The organism is Shimia sp. SK013, assembly GCF_001292625.1.
Lineage (GTDB): Bacteria > Pseudomonadota > Alphaproteobacteria > Rhodobacterales > Rhodobacteraceae > Shimia.
Genome location: NZ_LAJH01000021.1, coordinates 236,075 through 260,647, shown reverse-complemented (window position 1 = coordinate 260,647; position 24,573 = coordinate 236,075). Strand labels below are relative to the sequence as shown.

At 56.3% G+C, this 24,573-nt stretch carries 19 protein-coding genes; 9 read left to right on the top strand and 10 right to left on the bottom strand.

Annotated features, from left to right (window positions below; all coding sequences use genetic code 11):
- Positions 1 to 84 precede the first annotated feature (84 nt).
- On the top strand, positions 85 to 675 hold the full coding sequence (locus tag SHIM_RS17125) for a LysE family translocator (RefSeq protein ID WP_054003879.1): 591 nt from the start codon (positions 85 to 87) through the stop codon (positions 673 to 675).
- Between the two features lie 19 nt (positions 676 to 694).
- On the opposite strand, the gene SHIM_RS17120 is transcribed toward SHIM_RS17125, so the two are convergent.
- Positions 695 to 1,492 (bottom strand): SGNH/GDSL hydrolase family protein, encoded by a 798-nt coding sequence (locus SHIM_RS17120; RefSeq protein ID WP_241488914.1) that lies wholly within the window; start codon positions 1,490 to 1,492, stop codon positions 695 to 697.
- A 358-nt stretch (positions 1,493 to 1,850) separates the two neighbouring features.
- Between SHIM_RS17120 and pnp the strand changes: the two genes are divergently transcribed.
- A complete protein-coding gene (pnp, locus tag SHIM_RS17115; RefSeq protein WP_054003878.1) occupies positions 1,851 to 3,983 on the top strand; it encodes a polyribonucleotide nucleotidyltransferase in 2,133 nt (710 codons plus the stop codon).
- Between the two features lie 342 nt (positions 3,984 to 4,325).
- Here pnp and SHIM_RS17110 read toward each other — a convergent pair whose 3' ends face one another.
- The 4 genes from SHIM_RS17110 to SHIM_RS17095 all read right to left on the bottom strand — a co-directional run bounded on the left by SHIM_RS17110 (position 4,326) and on the right by SHIM_RS17095 (position 9,800).
- Complete coding sequence (locus SHIM_RS17110; protein ID WP_082358444.1) at positions 4,326 to 6,671, bottom strand: PAS domain-containing hybrid sensor histidine kinase/response regulator; 2,346 nt, start codon at positions 6,669 to 6,671, stop codon at positions 4,326 to 4,328.
- Positions 6,672 to 7,136: 465 nt separating this feature from the next.
- The gene (locus SHIM_RS17105; protein WP_193749951.1) at positions 7,137 to 8,504 is read right to left on the bottom strand and encodes a methyl-accepting chemotaxis protein; all 1,368 of its coding nucleotides are present in this window, start codon (positions 8,502 to 8,504) and stop codon (positions 7,137 to 7,139) included.
- Positions 8,505 to 8,701: 197 nt separating this feature from the next.
- The gene (locus SHIM_RS20230) at positions 8,702 to 9,013 is read right to left on the bottom strand and encodes a hypothetical protein (protein ID WP_054003875.1); all 312 of its coding nucleotides are present in this window, start codon (positions 9,011 to 9,013) and stop codon (positions 8,702 to 8,704) included.
- Between the two features lie 139 nt (positions 9,014 to 9,152).
- A complete protein-coding gene (locus SHIM_RS17095; RefSeq protein ID WP_054003982.1) occupies positions 9,153 to 9,800 on the bottom strand; it encodes a peroxiredoxin in 648 nt (215 codons plus the stop codon).
- Between the two features lie 255 nt (positions 9,801 to 10,055).
- Here SHIM_RS17095 and SHIM_RS17090 point away from each other — a divergent pair, with 255 nt between their 5' ends.
- Positions 10,056 to 11,483 (top strand): aldehyde dehydrogenase family protein, encoded by a 1,428-nt coding sequence (locus SHIM_RS17090; protein WP_054003874.1) that lies wholly within the window; start codon positions 10,056 to 10,058, stop codon positions 11,481 to 11,483.
- Between the two features lie 260 nt (positions 11,484 to 11,743).
- Here SHIM_RS17090 and SHIM_RS17085 read toward each other — a convergent pair whose 3' ends face one another.
- From SHIM_RS17085 to SHIM_RS17070, 4 genes are all read right to left on the bottom strand, one after another.
- Complete coding sequence (locus SHIM_RS17085; RefSeq protein ID WP_054003873.1) at positions 11,744 to 12,121, bottom strand: hypothetical protein; 378 nt, start codon at positions 12,119 to 12,121, stop codon at positions 11,744 to 11,746.
- Positions 12,122 to 12,286: 165 nt separating this feature from the next.
- Entirely contained in the window at positions 12,287 to 13,624 is a 1,338-nt protein-coding gene (locus SHIM_RS17080; RefSeq protein WP_082358442.1) for an ABC transporter permease, read from the bottom strand.
- A gap of 1 nt (position 13,625) precedes the next feature.
- Positions 13,626 to 14,432 (bottom strand): taurine ABC transporter ATP-binding protein, encoded by an 807-nt coding sequence (locus SHIM_RS17075; protein WP_054003980.1) that lies wholly within the window; start codon positions 14,430 to 14,432, stop codon positions 13,626 to 13,628.
- Positions 14,433 to 14,555: 123 nt separating this feature from the next.
- On the bottom strand, positions 14,556 to 15,551 hold the full coding sequence (locus SHIM_RS17070; RefSeq protein ID WP_054003872.1) for a taurine ABC transporter substrate-binding protein: 996 nt from the start codon (positions 15,549 to 15,551) through the stop codon (positions 14,556 to 14,558).
- A gap of 405 nt (positions 15,552 to 15,956) precedes the next feature.
- On the opposite strand from SHIM_RS17070, the gene SHIM_RS17060 reads away from it, so the two are divergent.
- The 5 genes from SHIM_RS17060 (at position 15,957) to pta (ending at position 22,502) form a co-directional block, all read left to right on the top strand.
- Positions 15,957 to 17,357 carry an aminotransferase family protein gene (locus SHIM_RS17060; protein WP_054003870.1) on the top strand — a complete coding sequence of 467 codons (1,401 nt, stop codon included), beginning with the start codon at positions 15,957 to 15,959 and terminating at the stop codon, positions 17,355 to 17,357.
- Between the two features lie 98 nt (positions 17,358 to 17,455).
- The gene (locus SHIM_RS17055) at positions 17,456 to 18,028 is read left to right on the top strand and encodes a GNAT family N-acetyltransferase (RefSeq protein WP_054003869.1); all 573 of its coding nucleotides are present in this window, start codon (positions 17,456 to 17,458) and stop codon (positions 18,026 to 18,028) included.
- 67 nt (positions 18,029 to 18,095) lie between these two features.
- Complete coding sequence (gene pdxR / locus SHIM_RS17050) at positions 18,096 to 19,556, top strand: MocR-like pyridoxine biosynthesis transcription factor PdxR (RefSeq protein ID WP_054003868.1); 1,461 nt, start codon at positions 18,096 to 18,098, stop codon at positions 19,554 to 19,556.
- A 113-nt stretch (positions 19,557 to 19,669) separates the two neighbouring features.
- Positions 19,670 to 21,451, top strand: coding sequence for a sulfoacetaldehyde acetyltransferase (xsc, locus tag SHIM_RS17045; RefSeq protein WP_054003867.1), 1,782 nt, complete (start codon positions 19,670 to 19,672; stop codon positions 21,449 to 21,451).
- A 4-nt stretch (positions 21,452 to 21,455) separates the two neighbouring features.
- Positions 21,456 to 22,502 (top strand): phosphate acetyltransferase, encoded by a 1,047-nt coding sequence (pta, locus tag SHIM_RS17040; RefSeq protein WP_054003866.1) that lies wholly within the window; start codon positions 21,456 to 21,458, stop codon positions 22,500 to 22,502.
- A 14-nt stretch (positions 22,503 to 22,516) separates the two neighbouring features.
- Here the strand turns inward: pta and SHIM_RS17035 are convergent, their stop codons facing one another.
- On the bottom strand, positions 22,517 to 23,368 hold the full coding sequence (locus tag SHIM_RS17035) for a phosphate acyltransferase (protein WP_054003979.1): 852 nt from the start codon (positions 23,366 to 23,368) through the stop codon (positions 22,517 to 22,519).
- 32 nt (positions 23,369 to 23,400) lie between these two features.
- Here SHIM_RS17035 and SHIM_RS17030 point away from each other — a divergent pair, with 32 nt between their 5' ends.
- Positions 23,401 to 24,534, top strand: a complete 1,134-nt coding sequence (locus SHIM_RS17030) for a citrate/2-methylcitrate synthase (protein WP_054003865.1) — start codon at positions 23,401 to 23,403, stop codon at positions 24,532 to 24,534.
- Positions 24,535 to 24,573 lie beyond the last annotated feature (39 nt).

Genomic DNA, 24,573 nt, shown 5'->3' with positions numbered 1-24,573 from the left:
ACGGAAAACGCCTGCTCCCTGGAGCGGGCGTTTTTTATTGTCGGATTGCCTTTACCAGATCCAGAACGCATCTAAACTGCACACATGCTAACCTTTGCTGCCGCCGTCTTTTTCCTGATCATCACGCCCGGTCCCGGAGTTTTATCGACGGCTGGCGTTGGTGCCGCGTTTGGCAGGCAAGCAGGCTTGCGTTACGTGACAGGCCTCTTCATTGGCACCAATCTGGTACTTGCCGCAGTGATCACCGGCCTAACCGCGGCTTTGCTGGCTGACGAGCGGTTCAGAGTGATCCTTTTCGGCGCGTCCGTCTGTTATCTCGGATATCTCGCGCTGCGGATTGCTTTTGCCGGAAGCAAAGTCGCGTTTATCGAACGACAGGCACCACCGGGAATTTTAGGTGGCGTTGCTCTTCAGGCAATTAATCCCAAAGCATATGCCGTAAACACGGCGCTCATGTCCGGCTTCGGGTTCATGCCCCAAAATCTGCCAGTGGAAATAGCTCTGAAGCTGGTGATCATGAACGCCATATGGATCCCGATTCACCTCGCATGGTTGTGGCTCGGCATCACGCTTAAACGCATGAATTTGCCCCAACGTACCCAACGCGCGATCAATATCGCGATGGCAACCTCAATGATGATCGTGGTCGCCCTCGCGGCATTTTCGCAGTCCTGAAGCGTGCCCAACGCAAGCCTTATTGCGTCCAAATCACATCGTTCGCCTTAATCACCGCCGCAACCCGCTGACCAATCTCGCGACTTGCTTTCAGCGACGGGTGGATCATGTCCGCGCCGTGATAGCTGCGGTCGCCATACGGCACCAGATCGTCAAGCGACACAAAATGCATCTCGGGCATGATCTCTGCCAGCTTGGCAATACGTGCCTCCAAGCGATCTCCGGCGGGTTTGCACCCCTCGACCGGCGACCACGCGCCCGGGCTGCGCAAATAACCAACGTAGACGATCTTGGCACCTGTGCCGCGCAGGTTATCGACCATATGCGGGATCGCACCCTTGCGGCCATCCTCGGAAATCATCTTGTTCATGCGGTTCTCACAAGCGCCACAGCCGCAGCCCATCCACAGATCGTTGCCACCACCGTTCAGCACCACCCAATCCCAATCGCCTTTGCGATATTGGTTGGAAATACGCATGCCCATCGCTCCGGTCATTGGCAGCTTATAGATGATGCGCGCACCGCTGATGGAATGGTTCGCCACCGGTTCATTCAATGTCTTGCCAACGTGATGCGCAATCGAGCGGCCAGACACGTTGTGCCACGCCATCAGGCTGTCGCCCATCGCAAGAATACGCGGTGATGCATTGCGGCTCACCTCCGGCTCAACGACTGGCTTTGAGACCGCGTTCGCCACAGGAATGTCTTCAATTGTGTTGCGTGTCACAGGCTCAGAACACCCTGCGATAAACAAAAATGCGCCCATCAAAAGCGCAAGAATCAATGTGCCGGGAATACGGACAGCGGGAACTTTCATAATAAAACTCGCAGCATAGCGCCATTTTGGCGCACTAAAATCTCCGTGTAGCCAGCCCCCACCGCCACACGATCACCGCCACACATTCGCCTCTTTTGCGCCCCAAATCTACCTCTGATTGGGAAACAATGTGTTCCCCAGCAGGAATCAGCCGCCAAAATTCGCCACTGCTCCCGTCATTCGTCAAGAAATTTGGTTTCCAAACGCCTTGTTTTCCGGTATGGGCGCTCCATCTGAGACGTTGCGTCCTGACCCCGGCGCTGCAAATCAAGGATAGAGGGGTCGGCGGCAATGGGGCCGCCATTTCAAACGGGAGACCCGGGATACGCCTGGGAGTGCTCCCAGCTAGGAATCGTAAATGTTCGACGTATCGACCAAATCCATGCAGTGGGGCGAAGAAACGCTCACACTGGAAACGGGCAAAATTGCCCGTCAGGCTGACGGCTGTGTCATCGCCACTCTGGGCGAAACATCCGTCATGGCTGCTGTGACCTTTGCAAAGGCACCAAAACCCGGTCAGGACTTCTTTCCTCTGACCGTTCACTACCAAGAAAAATACTATGCCGCCGGTAAAGTACCTGGTGGCTTCTTCAAACGCGAAGCACGTCCCACTGAAAAAGAGACGCTGACAGCACGTTTGATTGACCGCCCAATTCGCCCCTTGTTCGTCCCCGGCTTCAAACACGAAGTCCTGGTGATGTGCACCGTGCTGAGCCACGATCTGGTTAACGACCCCGACATGGTTGCGATGATCGCAGCTTCTGCGGCTCTGACCATTTCCGGCGCTCCATTCATGGGCCCAGTGGCTGCAGCACGTGTTGGCTTTGAAGATGGCGAATACATCTTGAACCCAACCGTTGACGACATGCAGGACCTGCGCAACAACCCAGACCAGCGTCTGGACCTCGTTGTCGCCGGCACCAAAGACGCTGTCATGATGGTTGAATCCGAAGCATACGAACTGGACGAAGCAGAAATGCTCGGTGCGGTTAAGTTTGCTCACGACGCCATCCAGCCTGTCATCGACCTGATCATTGATCTGGCCGAAGACGCAGCCAAAGAGCCGTTTAACTTCCAGGCGCCTGACTATGCCGACCTCTACGAGGCCGTCAAAGCTGCCGGTGAAGAGCAGATGCGCGCTGCATTTGCGCTAACAGACAAGCAAGAGCGCACCGCAGCTGTTTCCGCAGCCCGCGACGCGATCAAAGCAGCCCTCACCGAAGAGCAGCTTGCAGATGCGAACCTTGGTTCGGCTCTCAAGAAACTCGAAGGCGGCATCCTGCGCGGTGACGTTGTCAAAACCGGTAAGCGTATCGACGGTCGTAAGACTGACGAGATCCGTGACATCGTATGCCAGACTGGCCTGCTGCCACGGACCCACGGTTCGGCTCTGTTCACCCGCGGTGAAACACAGGGTCTGGTTGTCACCACTTTGGGCACCGGCGATGATGAGCAATTCATCGACGCGCTGCACGGCAACTTCAAATCCAACTTCCTGCTGCACTACAACTTCCCTCCCTACTCGGTTGGCGAAGCTGGTCGCGTGGGCCCTCCCGGCCGTCGCGAAATCGGTCACGGTAAACTCGCATGGCGCGCCCTTCAGGCCGTTCTGCCAGCTGCCACCGATTTCCCTTACACAGTGCGCATCGTTTCCGAGATCACCGAATCCAACGGCTCGTCCTCCATGGCGTCCGTATGTGGTGGCTCTCTGTCGATGATGGACGCAGGTGTGCCTCTGAAGAACGCCGTAGCCGGTGTTGCCATGGGCTTGATCCTCGAAGACGACGGCTCCTACGCGATCCTGTCCGACATCTTGGGTGACGAAGACCACCTCGGCGATATGGACTTCAAAGTGGCAGGTACCGAAAACGGCATCACGTCGCTGCAGATGGACATCAAAGTCGCAGGTATCACACCTGAAATCATGGAAAAGGCGCTTGCACAGGCCAAAGACGGCCGCATGCACATCCTTGGTGAGATGAACAAATCGATCACTGGTGCGGCTGAATTCTCGGTTCACGCACCACGCATCGAGACCATGAACATCCCAACCGACAAAATCCGTGAAGTCATCGGTTCCGGCGGCAAGGTCATCCGTGAAATCGTTGAAGTGTCCGGCGCCAAAGTCGACATCAACGACGAAGGCGTGATCAAGATTGCATCGCCAAACGGCGAAGCCATCAAAAAGGCTTACGACATGATCCACTCGATCGTGGCAGAGCCTGAAGAAGGCGCAGTTTACACCGGTAAAGTTGTCAAAATCGTCGACTTCGGTGCCTTCGTGAACTTCTTCGGCAAACGCGACGGTCTGGTGCACGTCTCCCAGATCGAGAACCGCCGCCTGAACCATCCTTCGGACGTTCTGAAAGAAGGCCAGGAAGTGAAAGTCAAACTCTTGGGCTTTGACGATCGCGGCAAGGTGCGCCTGTCGATGAAAGTTGTTGATCAGGAAACCGGCGAAGAAGTCGTTGCTGAGAAAAAAGAAGACTAAACTCTTCTGACATCGAATTCAGAAAGCCCCGGTGGAAACGCCGGGGCTTTTTGCTGTCCGGGGTTGGTGCGCGCATAAAGCCACCTCACATGCCACATGTTTATGGACTGTCAGGTTCGGGGGAACGGAACGGGCGTTACTTATTTAGGTACTGATGACCGCTGTCAGCCCTTCCAAGTCATTCGTGCAGAGCGCAGCATTGGCTCAACTTTGTCTAGGCCGGTGGAAACCGGACTTTCTTCGCGGGTGCGAAACAGTTACGCTGCAACAATCAAATCCGCCAAGGGAATTTGGATGCTCTCGCATGGGCGGCACCACTTTTTTGCTTCGAATAGGTCCGACTTAGCACAGGTCTAGAATTTTTGGCAGTAGAGTATTGCCTCGTACAGGCTTTGCCACATGACCATCGCATCCAGCTGACAACGCCTGATCAACGTGTTCTCGCATCGCGTTTGCGGTAAGCATGACAATCGGAGTTCGGGGAAGCCCACCCTCTTCCTCAAGTCGCCGTATCTCTTTTGTGGCTTCAATCCCGTCCAGCACCGGCATCATCATATCCATAAGAACAACATCAGGTTTGTATGTCGCAACCGCATCAATGGCGACTTGACCATTTTCCGCGAACTGAATGTCGCACCGAGTCTTCCGCAAAAGCAAGGAAACAACTTTTTGGTTGGTTAAGTTGTCTTCAACAACCAAAATCTTTCTTCCGGCCAAGCATCCATTTAAGTCTACCTGATCTACGCTTGCGCCGACTTCTCCGCCTCCTTCATTGGCCCCTGTCCGCGCCTTTGGCAGGATCAGTTCCAAAGTAAACTTTGAGCCACGCCCAGGTTCAGATTCAGCGCGGAGCCGCCCACCCATTTGTTTTGCTATGGATGAGCTGATCGCAAGTCCAAGGCCTGTGCCGGAGAACTCGGTTGATGCATCACGTCCTTGTTGATCAAAACGCCCAAAACTCTCGGTTTGGATCGATGTTGGGTACCCGACGCCAGTGTCTTCAATTGTGAACCGAAGACAAACATCCTCCTCTTCGGCGAAGCACTCGATCTCTGCCGTGATTTTTCCATTGTTGGTGAACTTGACGGCATTCGAAGCCAAATTTGAGATGATTTGCCGAACGCGCATGCTATCGCCCACGACCTGACAGGCGGAGACTTCTTTAAAGTTTGTCAAGAATTCCAAACCTTTTTCACGGGCCGCCGTCGAATGCGCATCCAACGCACTTTTGATGGCTTCGACCGCCGAAAATGGCTCGTTTTGGAACGATAGTTTTCCAGTCTCCAACTTGGAGAAGTCCAAAATGTCTGTGAGCTGATGCTCGAGCGAATGCCCTGCATCAAGGATCAGTTTCAGAAGGTTCAAGTTTGCTGGAGAAAGCGAGGCGTCGCCCGTCATGACATCTGCGACACCAATAATTGCGTTTAAAGGTGTACGAATTTCATGGCTCATATTGGCAAGAAACGCTGACTTGGAATTGCTCGCCTCATCCGCAGCCAATTTCGCACTCTTCAAGGCGTCGCGTCGTTCAACTTCTATCGTGATGTCGTGCCCCGAAACAAACATAAGGGAATCAACGAGCTTGGTCATCCATTCCATGTGCCGAAGATCGCCTGAACGCGTGACAATTCTGAAACGGAACGGAAATGTCGTGCGGCACCTCAAACTGGTTTCCCATTGTTTTTGTGCCTTCGCAAAATCTTCAGGGGCAACGAACTCAGAGGCATGTGTTCCTAAAAGGTCTTCCTCTTTACCTCCAACAAGGTCACAAAACGCTTTGTTGGCCCTCTGCAATCTCCCTCGATGGTCCAATAGACAGTGCGGCGCGAGGGACAAATCAAAGAAGTTTGTCACAAGGTTAGAAGCTTCAATACGTTCTGTGATGTCGAATCGAATGGACAAATAGTGTTGCGGCACCCCTCGCTCATCCAAGACCGGGTAAATTAAGGTGTCGACCCAGTAAAGTTCGCCACTTTTCTTCCTATTACAGATTTCGCCGCGCCAAACTTCACCACGCGATATCGTCGCCCAGAGTTTCTCAAAGAAGCTAGTGTCATGATACCCAGAATTCAAAATACGATGGTTCTGGCCGATGAGTTCTTCTCGGCTGTATCCGGATATAGAAACCAATTGGTCGTTAACTTCCGTGATCAGACCTTTGCGATCCGCTCGGGTAACGATTGCCGCTTCGTCCAATGCATCGGTGACTTGACTAAGCTGGGTGATCGCGCGTTCCTTTTGGAGAAGTAGCTTTTTGGTAGCAGCTTCTCGCGACTTTGCTTCGGTGATGTCTCGAAACGATCCGGCAAGGCCAACAATTTGGCTCTCGGACAAGACAGGTTCGCCAATTGCCCGTACCCACTTACGGACACCATGAGACGTGATAATCTGCAATTCCGCGTCCCAACCTTTGCCGGATTGCACCGCTTCGCCGACCCAGCCAGAGACAAGATCGCGGTCTTCGGGCGCATAGAAATTGATTGCAGTGTCTAGGTCCGGGATGAAATCATCTGGAACTTCGTGGATTTCCTTGGTTTTGGGGCTCCACTCGAGATGCTCATTCACCAGATCCAGATTCCAAAATCCGGCCCCTGTCGCCCTTTCCAACGCTTCCATTTGCACCGCTTGGGTATTGAACCCTACGGGCACTGAAGAAGTGTTAGGTCGTTCCTTGTCAGTAAACTTCATTATTGACCCATTCGCGCGAAATCAAATCGATCCACAATGCTGCCAACAAGGTTAAATTAGCGTAAATCGCGCTTGAAGGCTTATGAAGGCAATGCCCGCTTTGTTCGCACAGCCGCCTCCAATGGCTCGACGTTCCGTTCAAGCGAGTCAGTCGGCTGCTTTGACGGGTGCTGCGCAATCTATCGATGCCCGCTTTAGGGAAATTGGAACGCGGCGTCAGATCAGTTTGTGAACGACAGCGATGCACCGATCCCGAAACTTTGCAATGCCTCCTTCCTGCGCATTGCCGCCGTTTGAACGTGCTGCTGCGCCTGTCACCTGGGGCTCAAAGGAGCCAAGCAACAGCACTCTTCTACCAAAAAAACGCCGCCGAAGTTTCCTCCGGCAGCGCCAATTTCTCAATTTCGGAACGCGAGATCACGTCACGCCGCGATCACTAATTCCAGCAACAACCACCGAAACCGTTCACGCAGCGCGTGTTGTCCGGAAACCGGATTTTGCTGGCTGCGCACCGCCTTTTTCAACGACAAACCCGCGCAAACTGTCCACCAGCTTCTCAACTGAGGCATCCAAGCTGGCCGTAGACGCCGAGGCCTCTTCAGACCGCGCTGCATTGCCTTGGGTTTCTAAACCGAGGGTCTGCATCGAACCGCGGATGTCCTGAACCGAGTCGGCCTGCTGTCCCGATACCTCGGCAATCTCATTGATATAGGCGTTGACCTCGTTCACTTCGCTCAGGATGGTCTCCAGCGTGGTGCCAACCTCGCGCACCAGCGAAACGCCAACGCCCACATGTTCGTTGCTCTTGGAGATCAACAGGTTGATGTTCTGCGCGGCCTCAGCAGACCGGTGCGCTAGCGCACGCACCTCGGAAGCGACAATGGCAAACCCAGCTCCCGCTTCACCTGCACGCGCCGCTTCAACACCGGCGTTCAACGCCAACAAGTTCGTTTGGAAGGCGATGTCTTCGATCAATGCAACAACGTGGTCGATCTGGCTGGACGATTGCTCGATCTCATCCATCGTTTCCACCGCGCGCCGGACCACATCCGTGCCGGTCTCAGTCACACCGCGGGTGCTGTCAAAGCGGACTTGCATTTGCTCCGCTTTGCCGACGGCCACCTGCATACCATCGGCAATCTGCTCTACCGACTCAGTTACCCTGCTCAGGGCATCCGCCTGTTTTTCGGTACTGGTGGCTACGCTTGCCGACACTTCTGCCAATTCTGTGGAATCGATCCCGATCTGGTTAGACACAGTGGTCACCGAACTGATGATGCCGCTCAGCGATTGGATGGCCGCATTAAAGCTCACCCGCAAATCTTCGTATTCGTCGGCAAATGGCTCATCGATATTCGCAACCAAATTGCCTTTCGCAACCTTAGACAGGCCAACATGCAGCCGCTCCACCACCTCGTTTGCAGCTTTTTCTTTGGACTCAATGATCACCTTTTCGTCGGACAATGTTGCCATGACTTCCGAAAGTCGCTCTTGCTCTTTGCTGAGGTCTTCCATCCGCATCACATTGCGTTTGACCCCGATATAAAGCGCGCCAGTTTCCGCGATCACTACGACCCCGTGAAACAACGATCGCAGTATGTTCTCAACCAAATCCAGTGAAGGATACACCATGACGGGCATAAAGAACGTCAGCCCGAGGTGATGGACCAACGCGACCACCGCAGCCGTAAAGATCGAAATCGGGCACAACATTGCCGCAGTAATCGGGATATAGGCAAAAAAGATCATGTGCGCATCAATCTGCCAAGGATGGCCGGCAAATGCAGCCACGATCAACGTCACTTGCCCCGCGCCGGCCACAGTTGCCGTCATTCTGTGGTGCAACCCAGATCCATCTCTGTTCGCCCAAAACCCCAGAGCCAAAAAGACAACCGAAAGGGCTGCAAAAGGCATCACACTTTTTGCAAGGAGGGCTGCCACCGATACGGCTACGAGTCCCAAAATTAGATTCGCCACCAACAAAAGGGTCACGCCCTTTTTGCGAATACTGGTGAGGTCGTTCTTTTCGTTCATGTCTTTACTCCACAGAGCTCTGCGATTGTGCGGCCATCCCATACAGCCCACGCTCCGTTTGCTCTCAGGTTTTCGGCAAACTTGGGGTCATCCGAATACCCCAAAGCTCCCAAGGGTGCGTTTTCCAATCCGATGACCGCGCCACCGGACTTCTCTATTATCTGAATAAGGTCCACTCCCGGACCCGCCACGACGACGACCGGTTCCGACACATCGACTGGGCCGGTTGCGACGGCAAGAACCGGCGCCAAAACAATGCAAAGCGCCAGTGCCAAAACAGTCGGGAGATATGCCAATACTCGTTTCATTGATCCGACACATGGCAGAGAGTCCTTGCCAGCAGATTAACGCCTTCTCTTCCCAAAAACCGCGCTGCAGGCATAAAAAAACGCGCCAAATTTGACGCGTTCTCTAGATTTCACCTGATCGAGTCAGACTGATCGTAGTCTACAGCTTTGTGGTGCGCAGATACGGGAAATGTGTGGTGAAGCTGCCGTATTTCGCCGTCGCATCCGCGTCGCTGACGGCCACAGGAATCACCACATCGCCGCCGGGTGTCCAGTTGGCTGGCGTGGCCACGTTTTCTTTGGTGGCGGTCTGCAACCCGTCCAGCGCGCGCATCACTTCTGCAAAGTTGCGACCCACATTCATCGGATAAGTCATCGACAACTTGAGCTTTTTGTCTGGCCCGATGATGAACACCGCCCGCACAGTGGCGCTATCGGCTGGGGTGCGTCCATCCGGCATATAAGCCTCTGCAGGCAACATGTCGAAAGCTTTGGACACAGCCAGACCTTCATCCGCGATGATCGGGAACCCTGCTTCGGTGCCAGCAAAGCTTTCGATGTCCTTTTTCCAACCTTTGTGCTCCTCGACGCCGTCTACAGACACGCCGATCACCTTGGTGTTGCGCGCAGCCCATTCGTCAGTCAGCTGTGCCACAGCGCCAAATTCAGTGGTGCAGACCGGCGTGAAATCCTTGGGGTGCGAAAACAGGATAGCCCAGCTGTCGCCAATCCAATCATGAAAGCTGATTGTCCCCTGATCGGTTTCCGCGGTGAAATTCGGCACTGTGTCATTGATTCGAAGACCCATATCTCGCTCTCTTTTTGATCGGGGAACCCGCCCTGCATGGTAAAAGGCGAAATTTTCAAACAAGCGGATTCCGGAAAAAACAAATCTTTTGGCCGCCATGCGACCTATCACAGACTACATTCGTCGTTTTTGAATGCCAGCCCCCTTAGCGCGACAAATACGGCAAATATTCACGTGTGACCGCGCGTCTCTTTCCCTTGCGGGCCTCGATAAGCGCGGGCAAGGTGCCTGCAAAGATCGATAAGGAGAGACCCCATGATCGAGAAACGCGAATTCTATATCAACGGCCAATGGGTCGCCCCGGCGACCGCTAACGACATGACCGTCATCGACCCTGCCACCGAAGACGCCTGTGCGGTGATTTCTATCGGTGATCAGGCCGACACTGACGCCGCGGTCGCCGCAGCGCGCGCTGCCTTCCCTGCTTGGGCCGCAACCCCGCTGGACGACCGCGTCGCGCTTGTCAAGAAACTGCGCGAGGTCTACATGGCCCGCCGTGCTGATATGGCCGAAGCCATGCGCGCCGAAATGGGTGCGCCGATTGATCTGGCAATGTCTGGCCAATGGGGCTCTGGCACCTGGCACCTGGATGGCTTCCTTGAGGCGCTGGAAGGTTTTGAGTTTGAATACGCAATGGGCGCGGACCGTATGCGCAAAGAACCCATTGGTGTTTGTGCGATGATCACCCCTTGGAACTGGCCGATGAATCAGGTCTTCCTCAAGGCGATCCCGGCGCTTTTGGTGGGCTGCACCATGGTGCTCAAGCCCTCCGAAATCGCGCCGCTGTCCTCCATCGTCTTCACCGAAATGATGGACGAAGCAGGCTTCCCCGCTGGCGTCTTCAACATGGTCAACGGCGATGGTGTTGGCGTGGGTTCGCAGCTGTCAGCGCATCCTGACGTGGACATGGTGTCCTTCACCGGTTCCACTCGCGCAGGCATCGCAATTTCCAAAGCGGCGGCCGACTCGCTCAAACGTGTCAGCCTCGAACTTGGCGGCAAAGGCGCGAACCTGATCTTTGCTGATGCGGACGAAAAGGCCGTAAAACGCGGCGTGATCCACTGCATGCAGAACTCCGGCCAATCCTGCAACGCCCCTACCCGTATGATGGTCGAAAGCGACCGCTATGCCGACGCCGTGGATCAAGCCAAAGCCACTGCTGAGGCCACTCAGGTCGGCGCGACAACCGAATCCGGCCGCCACATCGGCCCTGTAGTCAGCGAACTGCAATTCAACAAAATTCAGGGCCTTATCGAAACCGGCATCAAAGAAGGCGCCACGCTTGTCGCCGGTGGACTCGGCCGCCCAGAAGGCATGAACAAAGGCTTCTACGTGCGCCCGACTGTGTTTGCGGATGTGACGCCCGACATGACCATCTACCGCGAAGAAATCTTCGGCCCCGTGCTGGCGATCACCCCGTTTGAAACCGAAGATCAGGCCGTCGAGATGGCCAACGATACCGTCTACGGCCTGACCAACTATGTGCAAACGCAAGACGACGAGAAACGCCTGCGCGTCGCCCGTCAGCTGCGCTCCGGCATGGTGGAAACCAACGGCGTCAGCCGCGTGAACGGCTCGCCGTTTGGCGGCTACGGCCAATCCGGCAACGGCCGCGAAGGCGGCACTTGGGGTCTGGACGAATTCTGCGAAGTCAAATCGATCTCCGGCGTGCCGATGGGCTGACGCCACAGGCTTTGAAACCCGAACAACATCGGGGGAATATCCCCAATCGTCCCCTAAATTTGTGCCTCCGATAGTTGTTCGGAGGCACTTTCTCGTTGCGGCAATTAGCAGCTACAAAAACTTGACGACGCTGCAACGAAATGCACTTCCTGGGACCGCATTAAGCGGCGAAACAACTGTCCGCGATGCGGACGGAAAAGCCCGCTTCACAGGCAGCTTGGCGGACTTTGTTGCCATTCAAATTTGAGCGAAAATTCGAACTAGTCCTCGTCAAAGCTTTCCAAGCCAAATGCCGATAAGTCTGTCCAAGACAATTTTTTCCGCGCCATTTCATCAATCTCTCGGAATTGCTTTTCTGTAATCAAAAGCGACGATTTGGCAAAGAATTCATAGGTCAGATCACCGTCTTCTCTCAGCGAGACATGGAGGAGTGGCCCTAAACCGCTTTCGGTCACCTCAAGAACAGAAGTGCTCCCTTCAGGCGGATACAGCACCTGAAATCGAAGCTCTCCAACTATGTGATCTACGTTTCTCAGGGTTTCGACTCTTCGGAATGATCTAGTCTGACAATCGACCTGATCATTGCGCTCAAAGTTCGCGATGGTCAATAAGGGCTCAAAGCGGACTTTCGCCGCCATGCCAACAAAACCCTCGCTATAAAAACAAACAGTGTCAGACAGATACCTGCCTGACACTGCTTAGAAATCTGGCGCATGTTCGCCGGCGGTTTACCGCTTTGTCACACGTAAAGTGAATGGCTGCGGCAATCCCCCGGCGTTTTTTTCCCCGATACCCATGCGGCCTTAGCTTTTGCCTTTCCAAGGCACCAGATACTTCTCGACCCAGCGCATCAGCATGTCGATGCCAAAGCCGATGATGCCGATCAGGATGATCCCCATCAAAACAATATCCGTGTCCTGAAACTTGGATGCGGCCACGATCATCTTACCGACACCCTTTTCAGCGGCCACAAGTTCGGCGGCCACAACGGTGCCCCAACAGACGCCCATCGCCACCCGCGCAGCAGTGAATATCTCAGGCAACGAGTTCGGAATAATCACATGGCGCAGGATCTGCCGCTTGCTGGCGCCCAAGGAATAGGCCGCATGCACCTTGGTGATGTTCACGCCCGACACACCGGATCGCGCGCCAATCGCCATAATCCACAAGGCCGCAAGGAACAGCAGGATGATCTTACCCTGCTCGCCGATGCCGGCCCAGATAATCACCAGCGGGATCAACGCCAAAGGTGGTACAGGCCGCATGAACTCAACGATCGGATCAAACCAACCGCGGGCCCAATCGCTCAGCCCCATGGCATAGCCCAAAGGAATGCCCACCATCGCACCCAGCGCGAAACCGATGATCACCCGAAACAGAGAAAAGCTCAGGTGCTCGGACAGCTTCACATTCTGATAGCCTTCGCGGCTTACAGAAATCAGGCGTCGCCACACGCTTTCCGGTGCCGGCAGCCAGATATCTTCCATCTGCATTCCGGTCGCTGGCGCAAAGTTCAATGTGCCTTTGTCGGTCAGCGCAACAGAACCAAAGCCAACGTCAACTTTTGCCTCTCGGGTAAGCGGCTTCCCTTCCACAGCAATAACTTTGGCCCCTTCGCTACGGGTCGCCTCGTCATTGCTGTCCCACCGCAACAACTTGCTGCGATAGGCCTGCACAACGATCACGTCGTCTTTGGCCAAACCCTCTCCGGGCGCAATTTCCGGCGTGTCCGGCTTTTGCCCGGCCTCATGCACAACAACGCTGACAGTTGCATCGTCCGTCGCGCCGTCCTCGGTTTCCAGCGTATAGGTAAAGCTTGCCTCGCCGACAAACGGCCCTGGCGCATGCAGAAAACGCGGCAACCATTCCGATCCGGTAAAACTGCCCCAGAACACAAAGATAAGCACAATAGAAATCACCGAAGCGGCCTTGTTGGAAACAACGGCGCTCTCATCACCAAACGTCACCGTCTTGAGCGATGTGTAGTCATGCACCGGCGTCAACCGGCGTTTGATCAGATGAAAAATGAAAAAGGCACCCAGAATGACGCCGATATAGATCGCCAGAAACGGCAAAGCCGAAATCACCGCGATCACCAGAGTGAGCAACTCACCCCCAAGATCTGCAAAAGTCTGTCCCATCTTATGCGGTCTCCTCGGTGCGGCCCATGATCTCTTCTTCCATGTTCCAGATCATATTGAGGATCTCTTCGCGGGTCGGCGCATAATCGGGGTGTTTCTTCACCTCCCGCAAATCCGCGCCCACGCCCAGATCGGCAAATGGCAAACGGTATTCCTTGTGGATACGCCCCGGACGTGGCGCCATCACGATCAACCGCTCACCCAGCAACAACGCTTCTTCGACCGAGTGCGTGATCAGAATGATCGTCTTGCCGGTCTCTTTCCAAAGCTTCAGAACAAGGCTCTGCATCTTTTCCCGCGTCAACGCATCCAGCGCCCCCAGCGGCTCATCCATCAAAATCACGTCAGGATCATTTGCCAAACAGCGGGCCAAAGCCACGCGCTGTTGCATCCCGCCTGACAGTTCGTAAACCATCTTTTCTTTGAAGTCCTGCAAACCCACCACATCCAGCAGGTGATCCACGATCTCTGCACTCTCGGACTTGGGCATGCCCTTCATATCGGGACCGAAACTCACGTTCTCTCGCACGCTCATCCATTCAAACAGCGCCCCTTGCTGGAACACCATGCCGCGTTCGGCATCCGGTCCCTGCACCGTATGACCGTTCATTTCAATCTGGCCTTCGGTGGGCGCAAGAAATCCCGCAACAATATTAAGCAGCGTCGTCTTACCGCAGCCCGATGGCCCCAGCACACTTAGCAACTCACCCTGTTTCAAATCGAGGCTCACATCCTTGAGCGCTTGAACATGCCCGCCACCGGGCAAATCAAATCGCATGGACAGGCTTTCTATGGTTAATCCGGTCATGGTCCCTATCGGTCTTTCCGCCCAATTCTGCGGGCGCGACGGTTTGCCCGCCTGTTCTTCTGGATTGATTTCAAAAAAGGCCGGGCACGTCGAACGCGCCCGGCCCAACTCTCATCGCAGCACTTACATGCCTTTTGCAGATTCCAGCGGACCTGTGTTCACAGCACCGTCATAGCTGTCCAGCGCGCTCGGGATCGAACCCGCGCCTACAAATACGCCAGCTACACCGCCCATGAACTCTTGTGCTGTGCCGCCAAACCAGGCGCCGCTCAGCTGTTCGTCAATGGTCGGGAACTTAAAGGTCGCCAGCGTTGCAGCTGTGCCTTCTTCGTCCATGCCTGCGTCCTTGGCGATCACTGGCAGCATTTTCGCGTGGTTGGCTTCATCTGCCCACATCGCGTTGGCATCCGCAGTCACCTTCAGGAACTTCGCCAGCATGTCGCCTTCTTCAGCGATGAACGACGCAGGGGCGGTTGTGGCGTCAAACACCAGAATGCCCAACTCTTCTTTTTCCGCACCGGTCAAAAGGATGTTGCCGTGCTCCGTCATGCGACGCAGCGCGCCACCCCAGCCACAAGCCATGTCCAGCGAACCCTGTGCCAGCGCTGCTGCGCCTTCTGCCGGGGCCATGTCCACAACTTCCATGCTCGCGACGTCCACACCAAAGTGGTTCATCTGGCTCAGAAAACCATAGTGCGCCGCAGTGCCCAGCGGCACAGCAACTTTCTTACCGGCCAACTCGCCAGCACTCATTTTGTCGATCTCAAGACCGGATGCGACAACACAGTTGTCGTTGTCGGAGTAGCTCACAGCCACGTCGACGATCTGGATGTCCTGGCCTGCGGACGCTGCAACCACGAACGGTGGCACACCTTGGCTCACTGAAATGTGTACGTCACCCGACGCCATTGCCGCGCTCATTGCGGTTCCAGTGTCAAAGCTGACCCAGTTGATCTTGGTGCCGAGGGCTTCTTCATATGTGCCCATCTGCTTGGCGTATTGGAATGGCATTGGCCACTCGAGGAAATAGGCCACTGTGATATCCGCATGCGCCGCTTGAGCGCCGGCCATCATTGCCGCTGCTGCAACAGCACCAGTCAGAGTCTGTTTCAAAGTCATGTTTCAATTCTCCCGTTGTCATTTTGGTGTCGTCTGGAACTGGCTGTCTGGGTCGTTTTGCCCAGTTCAATCAGTCCGTCCCAACGCGCCGCCTTTAATCCGAGCGGAAATCGCACCACCGATCAATGTTTTTTTGTAGCTTTGTCACAGTTATTTTACTGCCCAAAGTCGCAGCAACCTTGCCCTATGCTAACATTTTTTATTTTTTAATCAATTGGTTAGAAACAATTGTGATGGGCATCCTGACATCGAAACCTCTTTTTTGGACTTACACTGCCAAAACAACTGGCCCTATAAACCTGCGCGAAAATCTCGCGAGGATAAACGGCAACTAATGTTCGGACTTCGCTTGCGCTGTCCGATACTTCCAACGTCTCCGCAAATAAGAATAAAGGGAGGTCCGCCATGGACGGCACATTGAAAGAAAACGACCTGAGCCACGTGGTGAGCGCCGACAAGGCCCACGTTTGGCACCACCTGGTGCAGCACAAATCCTTCGAATCTAGTGATCCCCGCATCATTATCGAAGGCAAAGGCATGCGTGTCTGGGATCAAAACGGCAAAGAATACATCGACGCGGTGTCTGGCGCAGTCTGGACCGTAAACGTCGGCTATGGCCGCGAACGTATCGCCAACGCCGTGCGTGACCAACTGATCCAGATGCCTTATTTCGCACAGGCTGCTGGCTCTATTCCCGGTGCGCTTTATGCCGAAAAACTGATCGAAAAGATGCCCGGCATGAGCCGTGTATATTACACGAATTCGGGATCTGAGGCGAACGAGAAGGCCTTCAAAATGGTGCGCCAGATCGCGCACAAAAAATATGACGGCAAGAAAACCAAGATCCTTTACCGCGACCGCGATTATCACGGCTCAACTCTTGCCGCGATGTCTGCGGGCGGTCAGGACGAGCGCAACATGCAATACGGCCCCTTCGCGCCGGACTTTGTTCGCGTGCCGCATTGTATGGAATACCGCAAAGACGAGCTTGGCCTTGGGCACCTGTCCGGCCGCGACTTCGGCATTGCGGCCGCCAACCAGATCGAAGACGTGATTCTGCGCGAAGGCCCCGAGACCGTTGGCAGCCTGTGCCTTGAACCGGTCACCGCCGGCGGCGGCGTTATCACCCCGCCCGAAGGCTATTGGGAACGCGTTCAGGAAATCTGCACCCAATATAACATTCTGCTGCACATCGACGAAGTCGTCTGCGGCGTTGGCCGTACCGGCACTGAATGGTTTGGCTACCAACACTACGGCATCAAACCCGACTTTGTGACCATGGCCAAAGGTGTGGCCTCTGGTTACGCCGCGATTGCCTGCATGGTCACCACCGAAGAGGTCTTTGACCTGTTCAAAGCCAATGCGTCAGACAAGCTCGACCATTTCCGCGACATCTCCACGTTCGGCGGCTGCACCGCAGGTCCGACAGCAGCGCTGGAAAACATGGCGATCATCGAAGAAGAAGGGTTGCTTGAAAACTGCACCGCCATGGGCGCGCGCATGATGGACAATCTCAATGCCCTTATGGAAAAACATGACGTCATCGGCGACGTGCGCGGCAAAGGTCTGTTTATTGGCTGCGAACTGGTCAAAGATCGCACCACCAAAGAACCGGTGGACGAAGCCGACATTGGCGCCGTGGTTGCAGATTGTGGCGCTCAGGGTGTGATCATCGGCGCGGCCAACCGCTCCGTTCCCGGTCGCAACAACGTGATTGCCTTTTCTCCCGCATTGATTGTCACCGCAGCCGATATCGACGCTATCACCACTGCGGTCGACAATGCCTTGACCAAAGTCTTCGGGTAACACCGGCAGAAGCGGACGGAGATGGGCGAAGCCCCTCTCCCGAAGCGCCCGCCCCCTCCGCGGGGGCGGGCGCTTCGCGCGGTTTGAAAGGAAATTTCATGTGGCCAGAACCCACAACCCTGACAGGCCCCCACGCCAGCCTTGTTCCGCTCTCGCAGGATCACGCGACTGACCTTTCCGAGGCCTCTGACGACGGCAATCTACAGGCACTTTGGTACACGATGGTGCCCCGCCCCGAAGACATCGTGGCCAACATTGACGCGCGCAACGCAACCCTTGGCATGACTCCTTTTGCCGTGCTGGATCCAACAGGCAAAGCCGTGGGTATGACCACGTTTATGAACGCCGACCAAACAAACCGACGCGTCGAAATCGGCTCCACCTGGTATCGAAAATCCGTGCAACGCGGCCCACTTAACACGCAATGTAAACTGCTGATGCTGGCCCACGCGTTCGAAACACTGGACTGCATCGCCGTTGAATTTCGCACTCACTTCATGAACCACAAATCCCGCGCCGCCATTGAACGGCTGGGCGCAAAATTCGACGGTGTTCTGCGCAATCATATGATCATGGCAAACGGCACCTTGCGTGACACCGCCGTCTATTCGATCTGCCAGCACGAATGGCCCGCCGTGCGCGCGAACCTGACACACAAGCTGACGTCATAAGGCCCTAAACGAGGACTCTCAAAAGTCCAGTTTGCGCTCGCGATAAGTCCAGTATACGGTTTTGATCATGGCGATTTCAGTTCAAACCTTCTTTCTGTCTCCGGACTCTCAGGGCACCCTGCAAGCCCAAATTCAACAACTCATTGCCGAAGGCATTCTTTCCGGTCGCTTCAGACGTGGCGAGAAACTGCCCTCCTCACGCAAGCTCGCAACCCACCTCAACGTCAGCCGCATTACCGTGACGCTCGCCTACACAGAACTCCTTGCGAACGATTACCTCACTTCGCGCGGCCGCTCCGGCTACTACGTCTCTGACAATGCTCCTGTACCGCCCCGATTCTCCCCGCCCAAACACCGCGAGGACAGCATCGACTGGACCCGTGCACTTGGCCGCCGTTTCACTGGCGGCGACACACCGGAAAAGCCTCAAGATTGGGCGTCCTATCGCTTCCCTTTTGTTTACGGCCAAACTGACCCATCGCTGTTTGACCACGCCAACTGGCGCTTGTGCGCGCTTCAGGCATTGGGACAAAAAGATTTCACCGCTCTGACCTCGGACTACTACGACCAGGACGACCCGCGTCTGGTGGAATTCATCGCGCGCAATACGTTGCCCCGCCGTGGCATAATCGCCCGCCCCGAAGAAATCCTGATCACGCTAGGCGCTCAGAACGCGCTCTGGATAGCCGCCCAGATCCTGCTGACTCAGCGGCGCACCGCCACTATTGAAAACCCCTGCTACCACGCTCTACGCGACATTCTGAACCAGTCCCGGTGTCACGTAGAACCCGTAAACGTTGATGACGGCGGCCTTGATCCGGCAAACATACCGGCTGAAACCGACGTGATTTTTACCACCCCCAGCCACCAGTGTCCGACCACTTCCACTATGCCGATTGCGCGTCGCAAGTTGTTACTCGCGCGCGCCCGTGACATTGACGCGCTCATTGTCGAGGACGACTACGAGTTCGAGATGTCCTTCGCCGACTCCCCCTCTCCAGCCCTCAAATCCCTCGACACCGAAGGCCGCGTGATCTACGTCGGCAGCTTTTCCAAGTCCCTCTTTCCGGGCCTGCGGCTCGGCTATCTGGTCGGATCAGAAGCCTTCATCCGCGAAGCCCGCGCCCTGCGCGCCTCCGTGCTGCGCCACCCCCCGGGTCACATCCAACGCACCGCCGCCTATTTTCTGTCACTTGGCCACTACGACGCTTTGATCCGGCGGCTTCGCAAAACTCTCAAACACCGGCGTTCGGTGATGAAACAAGCCATTCAGGATCACGGCCTGACCATCGCAGGCGCCGACGCTTTCGGCGGCTCGTCTTTCTGGATGCAATCAAATCGGAACCTAGACTCACACGAGCTCGCCTCAAGATTGCAAAACGAAAGCGTATTGATCGAACCTGGTCAGTCATTCTTCGCCACGGCCAACCCACCGCGGAATTTCTACCGCCTTGGGTATTCCTCCATTCCGGCCGAGCGCATCCCCGAAGGCATCGCTCGTATAGCCAAAATTGAAAAATCCCTCTGAACTGGCATTAAGCGGCCGGAATATTTGGCCCTAACGCCTTTAACGTATGACCCGTAATTTCGCGTCAACCCCGCGCGCGCGACGTGCGCTTTTGGCGACTCAGGAGATTCCCGATGAAAATGACCACCGAAGAGGCGTTCGTAAAAGTACTGCAACGCCAAGGCATCGAACACGCCTTTGGCATTATTGGCTCCGCCATGATGCCTATCTCTGACCTCTTCCCCAAAGCGGGCGTCATGTTCTGGGACTGCGCCCACGAGGGGTCTGCCGGCATGATGAGCGACGGCTACACCCGCGCCACCGGCAAAATGTCGATGATGATCGCGCAAAACGGCCCCGGCATCACAAACTTTGTGACCGCCGTCAAAACAGCCTACTGGAACCACACACCGCTTTTGCTGGTGACACCGCAAGCTGCCAACAAAACCATCGGTCAGGGCGGCTTTCAGGAAGTCGAACAGATGGCCCTGTTTCAAGACATGGTTGCCTATCAGGAAGAGGTCCGCGACCCCTCCCGCGTCGCCGAAGTCCTCACTCGCGTGATCTCCCAAGCCAAGCGCCTCTGCGGCCCGGCCCAAATCAACATCCCACGCGATTTCTGGACTCAAGTCGTCGACATCGAGATCCCCGACCCCATCGAATTTGAGGCTTCCTCCGGTGGCACCTCCTCTGTGGCCGACGCTGCGGCGCTTTTGTCAGCGGCCAAAAACCCTGTCATCCTGAACGGCGCGGGCACGGTCTTGTCCGAGGGCGGCATTCCCGCCTCCATCGCACTTGCAGAACGCCTCGATGCGCCTGTGTGCGTTGGCTATCAGCACAACGATGCGTTCCCCGGAAACCACCCGCTATTTGCCGGACCTTTGGGTTACAACGGCTCCAAAGCAGGCATGGAATTGATCAAAAATGCCGACGTCGTTTTGGCACTTGGCACGCGCCTCAACCCATTCTCCACCCTGCCGGGCTATGGCATGGACTACTGGCCCGCGGATGCGAAAATCATTCAAGTCGACATCAACCCGAACCGCATCGGCCTGACCAAGAAGGTAGAAGTTGGCATCGTTGGTGACGCCGCCAAAGTTGCCACTGGCATCCTTGACCAACTCAGTGACGACGCGGGTGACGCCGGGCGCGCCGACCGCAAAGCCAACATCTCGAAAACCAAATCTGCATGGGCACAGCAACTGTCGTCAATGGACCACGAAGACGACGATCCCGGCACCAGCTGGAACGAACGCGCCCGCTCTGACAAACCCGATTGGATGAGCCCCCGCATGGCGTGGCGCGCCATTCAATCCGCCCTGCCGCGCGATGCAATCATCAGCTCCGACATCGGCAACAACTGCGCCATCGGCAACGCCTACCCGTCGTTCGAAGAGGGCCGCAAGTACCTCGCACCGGGCCTATTTGGCCCCTGCGGATATGGCTTGCCTGCCATCGTCGGCGCCAAGATCGGCCAACCGGACGTGCCGGTCTGCGGCTTTGCAGGCGACGGTGCGTTCGGCATCGCGGTGAACGAGCTGACCGCCATTGGTCGCGGCGAATGGCCAGCGGTCACGCAGATCGTCTTCCGCAATTACCAATGGGGCGCCGAAAAACGGAACTCCACGCTCTGGTTTGACGACAACTTCGTTGGCACGGAACTGGACACCTCTGTGTCTTACGCTGGCATCGCCCAAGCCTGTGGTCTGCAAGGCATAGTCGCGCGCACCATGGAAGAGTTGACCGCGGCGCTGAACAAAGCGATCGACGATCAGATGAACCACGGCAAAACCACCTTGATTGAGGCGATGATCAATCAGGAACTGGGCGAGCCGTTCCGCCGTGACGCGATGAAAAAACCGGTGGCTGTCGCGGGTATCGATCCTGCCGACATGGTCCCGCAGACCGGAAGCTGACGGATTGCAGCCGCTCCGCCAAATACTTGGTGCCGCCAGCGGCTCTGACAAAATCATCGCCCTCGCCGAGGGCGATGATCCCCGCAATGTCGAGGCCGCGCTGATGATCCGCGACGAATCTGTGGCCCGTGTCATACTTGTGGGGAATCCGGAGATCATCACAACGCATATGGCCGCGCACGGCACCTCCCCCATTGACCTCACCGGACAAATCGACATTCACGACCCCGCCAACAGCCCTCTGTTGGACGAATTTCGCGACACACTTGTCGACTTACGCGCCCACAAAGGCATGACGCCGGAACAGGCCACCACTCAGGTGCGCCAACGGCTGACATTTGCTGCGCTGCTTGTGCAGACCGGCCGCGCCGACGGCACTGTGGGCGGCTCGGTTGAAACCACATCCGACACCGTGCGAACCGCCCTTCAGATTATCGGCAAGGCGCCTGGCGCAGCGATGGTTTCGTCTTTCTTTTTCATGCTCTATTGCAAGGAGCACCACACCGTAAAAGGTGCGCATATTTTTGCGGATTGCGGCCTTGTGGTGGACCCTGACGCCCGCGAATTGGCCGAAATCGCCCGCGCCTCCGCCGCCTCCTACAGCGCCCTGACCGGCGACACCGCCCGCGTTGCCATGCTGTCTTTTTCCACCGCCGGAAGTGCCGACCATCCGAAAGTGTCCAAAGTGGTCGAAGCTACGCAACGCGCCAAAGCGGCCGATCCGGACTTGATTATCGATGGCGAATTGCAATTTGACGCGGCCTTCGTGCCAGAAGTCGCTGCCTCCAAGGCCAGCGAGTCATCTCTCGGCGGCGCAGCCAATGTCTTTGTCTTTCCAAGTCTGAACGCTGGAAATCTAGGTTACAAAATCGCGCAACGCGTCGGTGGTGCAACCGCCATCGGTCCCGTTCTGCAAGGTCTCGCGAAACCGGCCAATGACCTGTCTCGCGGTTGCACCGCCGAGGATATCTTGCACATGGCTGCCGTCACTGTGGCCCAATCCGACGCGCTTGATCGAACCCGCATGGCGGGTTTAGGGGTCACGACATGACCCCTGTGCCGACGTCAATCCAACGCCAGTGTAACCACCGTGGCCGCGACAATATCCTGTGCGCTGGCCCCGCGACTCAAATCGCATACCGGCCTGCGAAACCCCTGCAAAATCGGCCCCAACGCCTGTGCGCCGCCCAAAGCGACTGCCAACTTGTAGGCGATGTTGCCCGCGTCCAGATTAGGAAAGATCAACACATTGGCATTCCCCGCACCCGCGTCCTTGCGGGCCGCGACCTCAGGGATCAGCGCCGCGTCACCCTGTATCGGACCGGCAAAGCCACTGATTTCGGCGGCTTCACGCACCTTGTCCACGCTCGCTCCCGCGCCGCTGGTGCCAGTAGAAAACGACAGCAACGCCACCCGCGCATCCCCCAGCAAAGCGTCTCCGCTGCGCGCCGATGCCCGCGCAATCGCCGCCAGCGTTTCGGCGTCCGGATCAACAGTCAATCCGCAGTCGGCAAAGATCAGAGACCGGTCATCGGCAAAATTCATCAGGAAAAAACTCGACGGAATACTGACACCCTCTGCCAGACCAATCGCCATGGACGCCGCCTCAATGACCCGTCGCGTGGGCGCCACTGCTCCGGCCACCATCGCGTCCGCTTCACCCGCAGCAACCATCGCCGCAGCCCGGTAAAGTGGCTTGCCAATCAACCTGCGGGCAATACCTTCTTTCATGCCGCGCGTTTCAATCAGCGCCTGCACATATCTGTCGGTGCTATCCCCAAGGGTCATCGGCCGACACAAACCGTCCCGATCCAGCGCCCGCATGGCCTCCGCCGTGCGCGGTTCCTTGTGCTCGGGAAACACAACACGTGCGTTCTTCGTCGCCACCTTGGCCGACAGCGCATTCATAAACTTCATGTATACCTCCGTATACGCAACAGGAGCCATCCGTGACCGAAAACGTCAAGATCAACCGCGGCCTTAAGGGCATTTATTTCGAACGTTCCGGCGTCAGCCACATCGACGGAGCCAAAGGTGAGCTGTCCTACCGTGGCTATTCGATCCACGATCTCGCAACCAAATCGACCTTCGAAGAGGTCTGTTTTCTGCTTATCCACGGCGACTTGCCAACAGAAGACGAACTCGCCGCTTTTGACGCAACGCTCAAAGCCGCACGTGAATTGCCCGATCAGGTCTATGACATCATCAGCGCCACCAAAGACGGCCACCCGATGGACGTGCTGCGCACCGCGGTCTCCGCCCTCGCAGCGCTTGAGACCGACAGCCAGAACACCGGCCAAGACGCTTTCCTCGCCAACGGTCTGCGTCTGACCTCACAAGTGCCGATGATCATCGCGGCGCATGAACACATCCGCAATGGCCGCGATCCGGTACTTGCCGACAAAACGCTCAGCCACGCCGCCAACTGGCTCTGGATGCTCAAAGGCGAAAAACCCTCCGAAGACGCCGCGCGCCTTGCCGACGTCGATTTCATCCTGCACGCCGAACACGGCGCCAACGCATCCTCTTTTGCCGCCCGCGTCACCATCGGAACCGACACCAACCTGCACGGCGGCATTGTGACGGCCCTGTCGACACTCGCAGGTCCGGCGCATGGCGGCGCCGCCGAGGACGTCATGAAAATGGTTACCGAAATCGGCACGCCCGACAACGCAGCCGCTTATGTCAAAGCCAAGCGTAAGAACCGCGAGGCGGTGACCGGCTTTGGCCACCGCGTCTACCGCGCCGAAGATCCCCGCGCCCGCCACATGCGCGACGGCGTCAAGAAACTCGGCGACGAAATGGGTGCGCCGGAGTGGTACGAAATCCTGCAAGGCGTCGTCGCAGCGATGCAGCCCTACGCCCGTCATGGCCTGAACGTGAACGTCGATTTCTATTCCGGCGTGATCTATCAACTCCACGGCATTCCGATGGATCTCTATGTGCCGATCTTTGCCATTGGCCGCATGCCCGGCTGGATCATCCAATGCATGGACCAACAAGACAGTAACATCCTGATCCGCCCGCTGACCCTCTACAACGGCCCCGACATGCGCCCCTACACAGCGCTGCACGACCGATAACATCCCGCGAATTTCCTTTGCTCTGGAACACAATTCCCG

Coding starts and splice junctions, on each gene's coding strand:
- SHIM_RS20230 (WP_054003875.1), bottom strand. CDS start 9,013: ATGAAACGAGTATTGGCATATCTCCCGACTGTTTTGGCACTGGCGCTT.
- SHIM_RS17125 (WP_054003879.1), top strand. CDS start 85: ATGCTAACCTTTGCTGCCGCCGTCTTTTTCCTGATCATCACGCCCGGT.
- SHIM_RS17075 (WP_054003980.1), bottom strand. CDS start 14,432: ATGACCGGATTAACCATAGAAAGCCTGTCCATGCGATTTGATTTGCCC.
- SHIM_RS17060 (WP_054003870.1), top strand. CDS start 15,957: ATGGACGGCACATTGAAAGAAAACGACCTGAGCCACGTGGTGAGCGCC.
- SHIM_RS17035 (WP_054003979.1), bottom strand. CDS start 23,368: ATGAAGTTTATGAATGCGCTGTCGGCCAAGGTGGCGACGAAGAACGCA.
- SHIM_RS17120 (WP_241488914.1), bottom strand. CDS start 1,492: ATGAAAGTTCCCGCTGTCCGTATTCCCGGCACATTGATTCTTGCGCTT.
- SHIM_RS17085 (WP_054003873.1), bottom strand. CDS start 12,121: ATGGCGGCGAAAGTCCGCTTTGAGCCCTTATTGACCATCGCGAACTTT.
- SHIM_RS17095 (WP_054003982.1), bottom strand. CDS start 9,800: ATGGGTCTTCGAATCAATGACACAGTGCCGAATTTCACCGCGGAAACC.
- SHIM_RS17090 (WP_054003874.1), top strand. CDS start 10,056: ATGATCGAGAAACGCGAATTCTATATCAACGGCCAATGGGTCGCCCCG.
- SHIM_RS17070 (WP_054003872.1), bottom strand. CDS start 15,551: ATGACTTTGAAACAGACTCTGACTGGTGCTGTTGCAGCAGCGGCAATG.
- SHIM_RS17055 (WP_054003869.1), top strand. CDS start 17,456: ATGTGGCCAGAACCCACAACCCTGACAGGCCCCCACGCCAGCCTTGTT.
- SHIM_RS17080 (WP_082358442.1), bottom strand. CDS start 13,624: ATGGGACAGACTTTTGCAGATCTTGGGGGTGAGTTGCTCACTCTGGTG.
- SHIM_RS17110 (WP_082358444.1), bottom strand. CDS start 6,671: ATGAAGTTTACTGACAAGGAACGACCTAACACTTCTTCAGTGCCCGTA.
- pdxR (WP_054003868.1), top strand. CDS start 18,096: ATGGCGATTTCAGTTCAAACCTTCTTTCTGTCTCCGGACTCTCAGGGC.
- SHIM_RS17105 (WP_193749951.1), bottom strand. CDS start 8,504: ATGACGGCAACTGTGGCCGGCGCGGGGCAAGTGACGTTGATCGTGGCT.
- xsc (WP_054003867.1), top strand. CDS start 19,670: ATGAAAATGACCACCGAAGAGGCGTTCGTAAAAGTACTGCAACGCCAA.
- pnp (WP_054003878.1), top strand. CDS start 1,851: ATGTTCGACGTATCGACCAAATCCATGCAGTGGGGCGAAGAAACGCTC.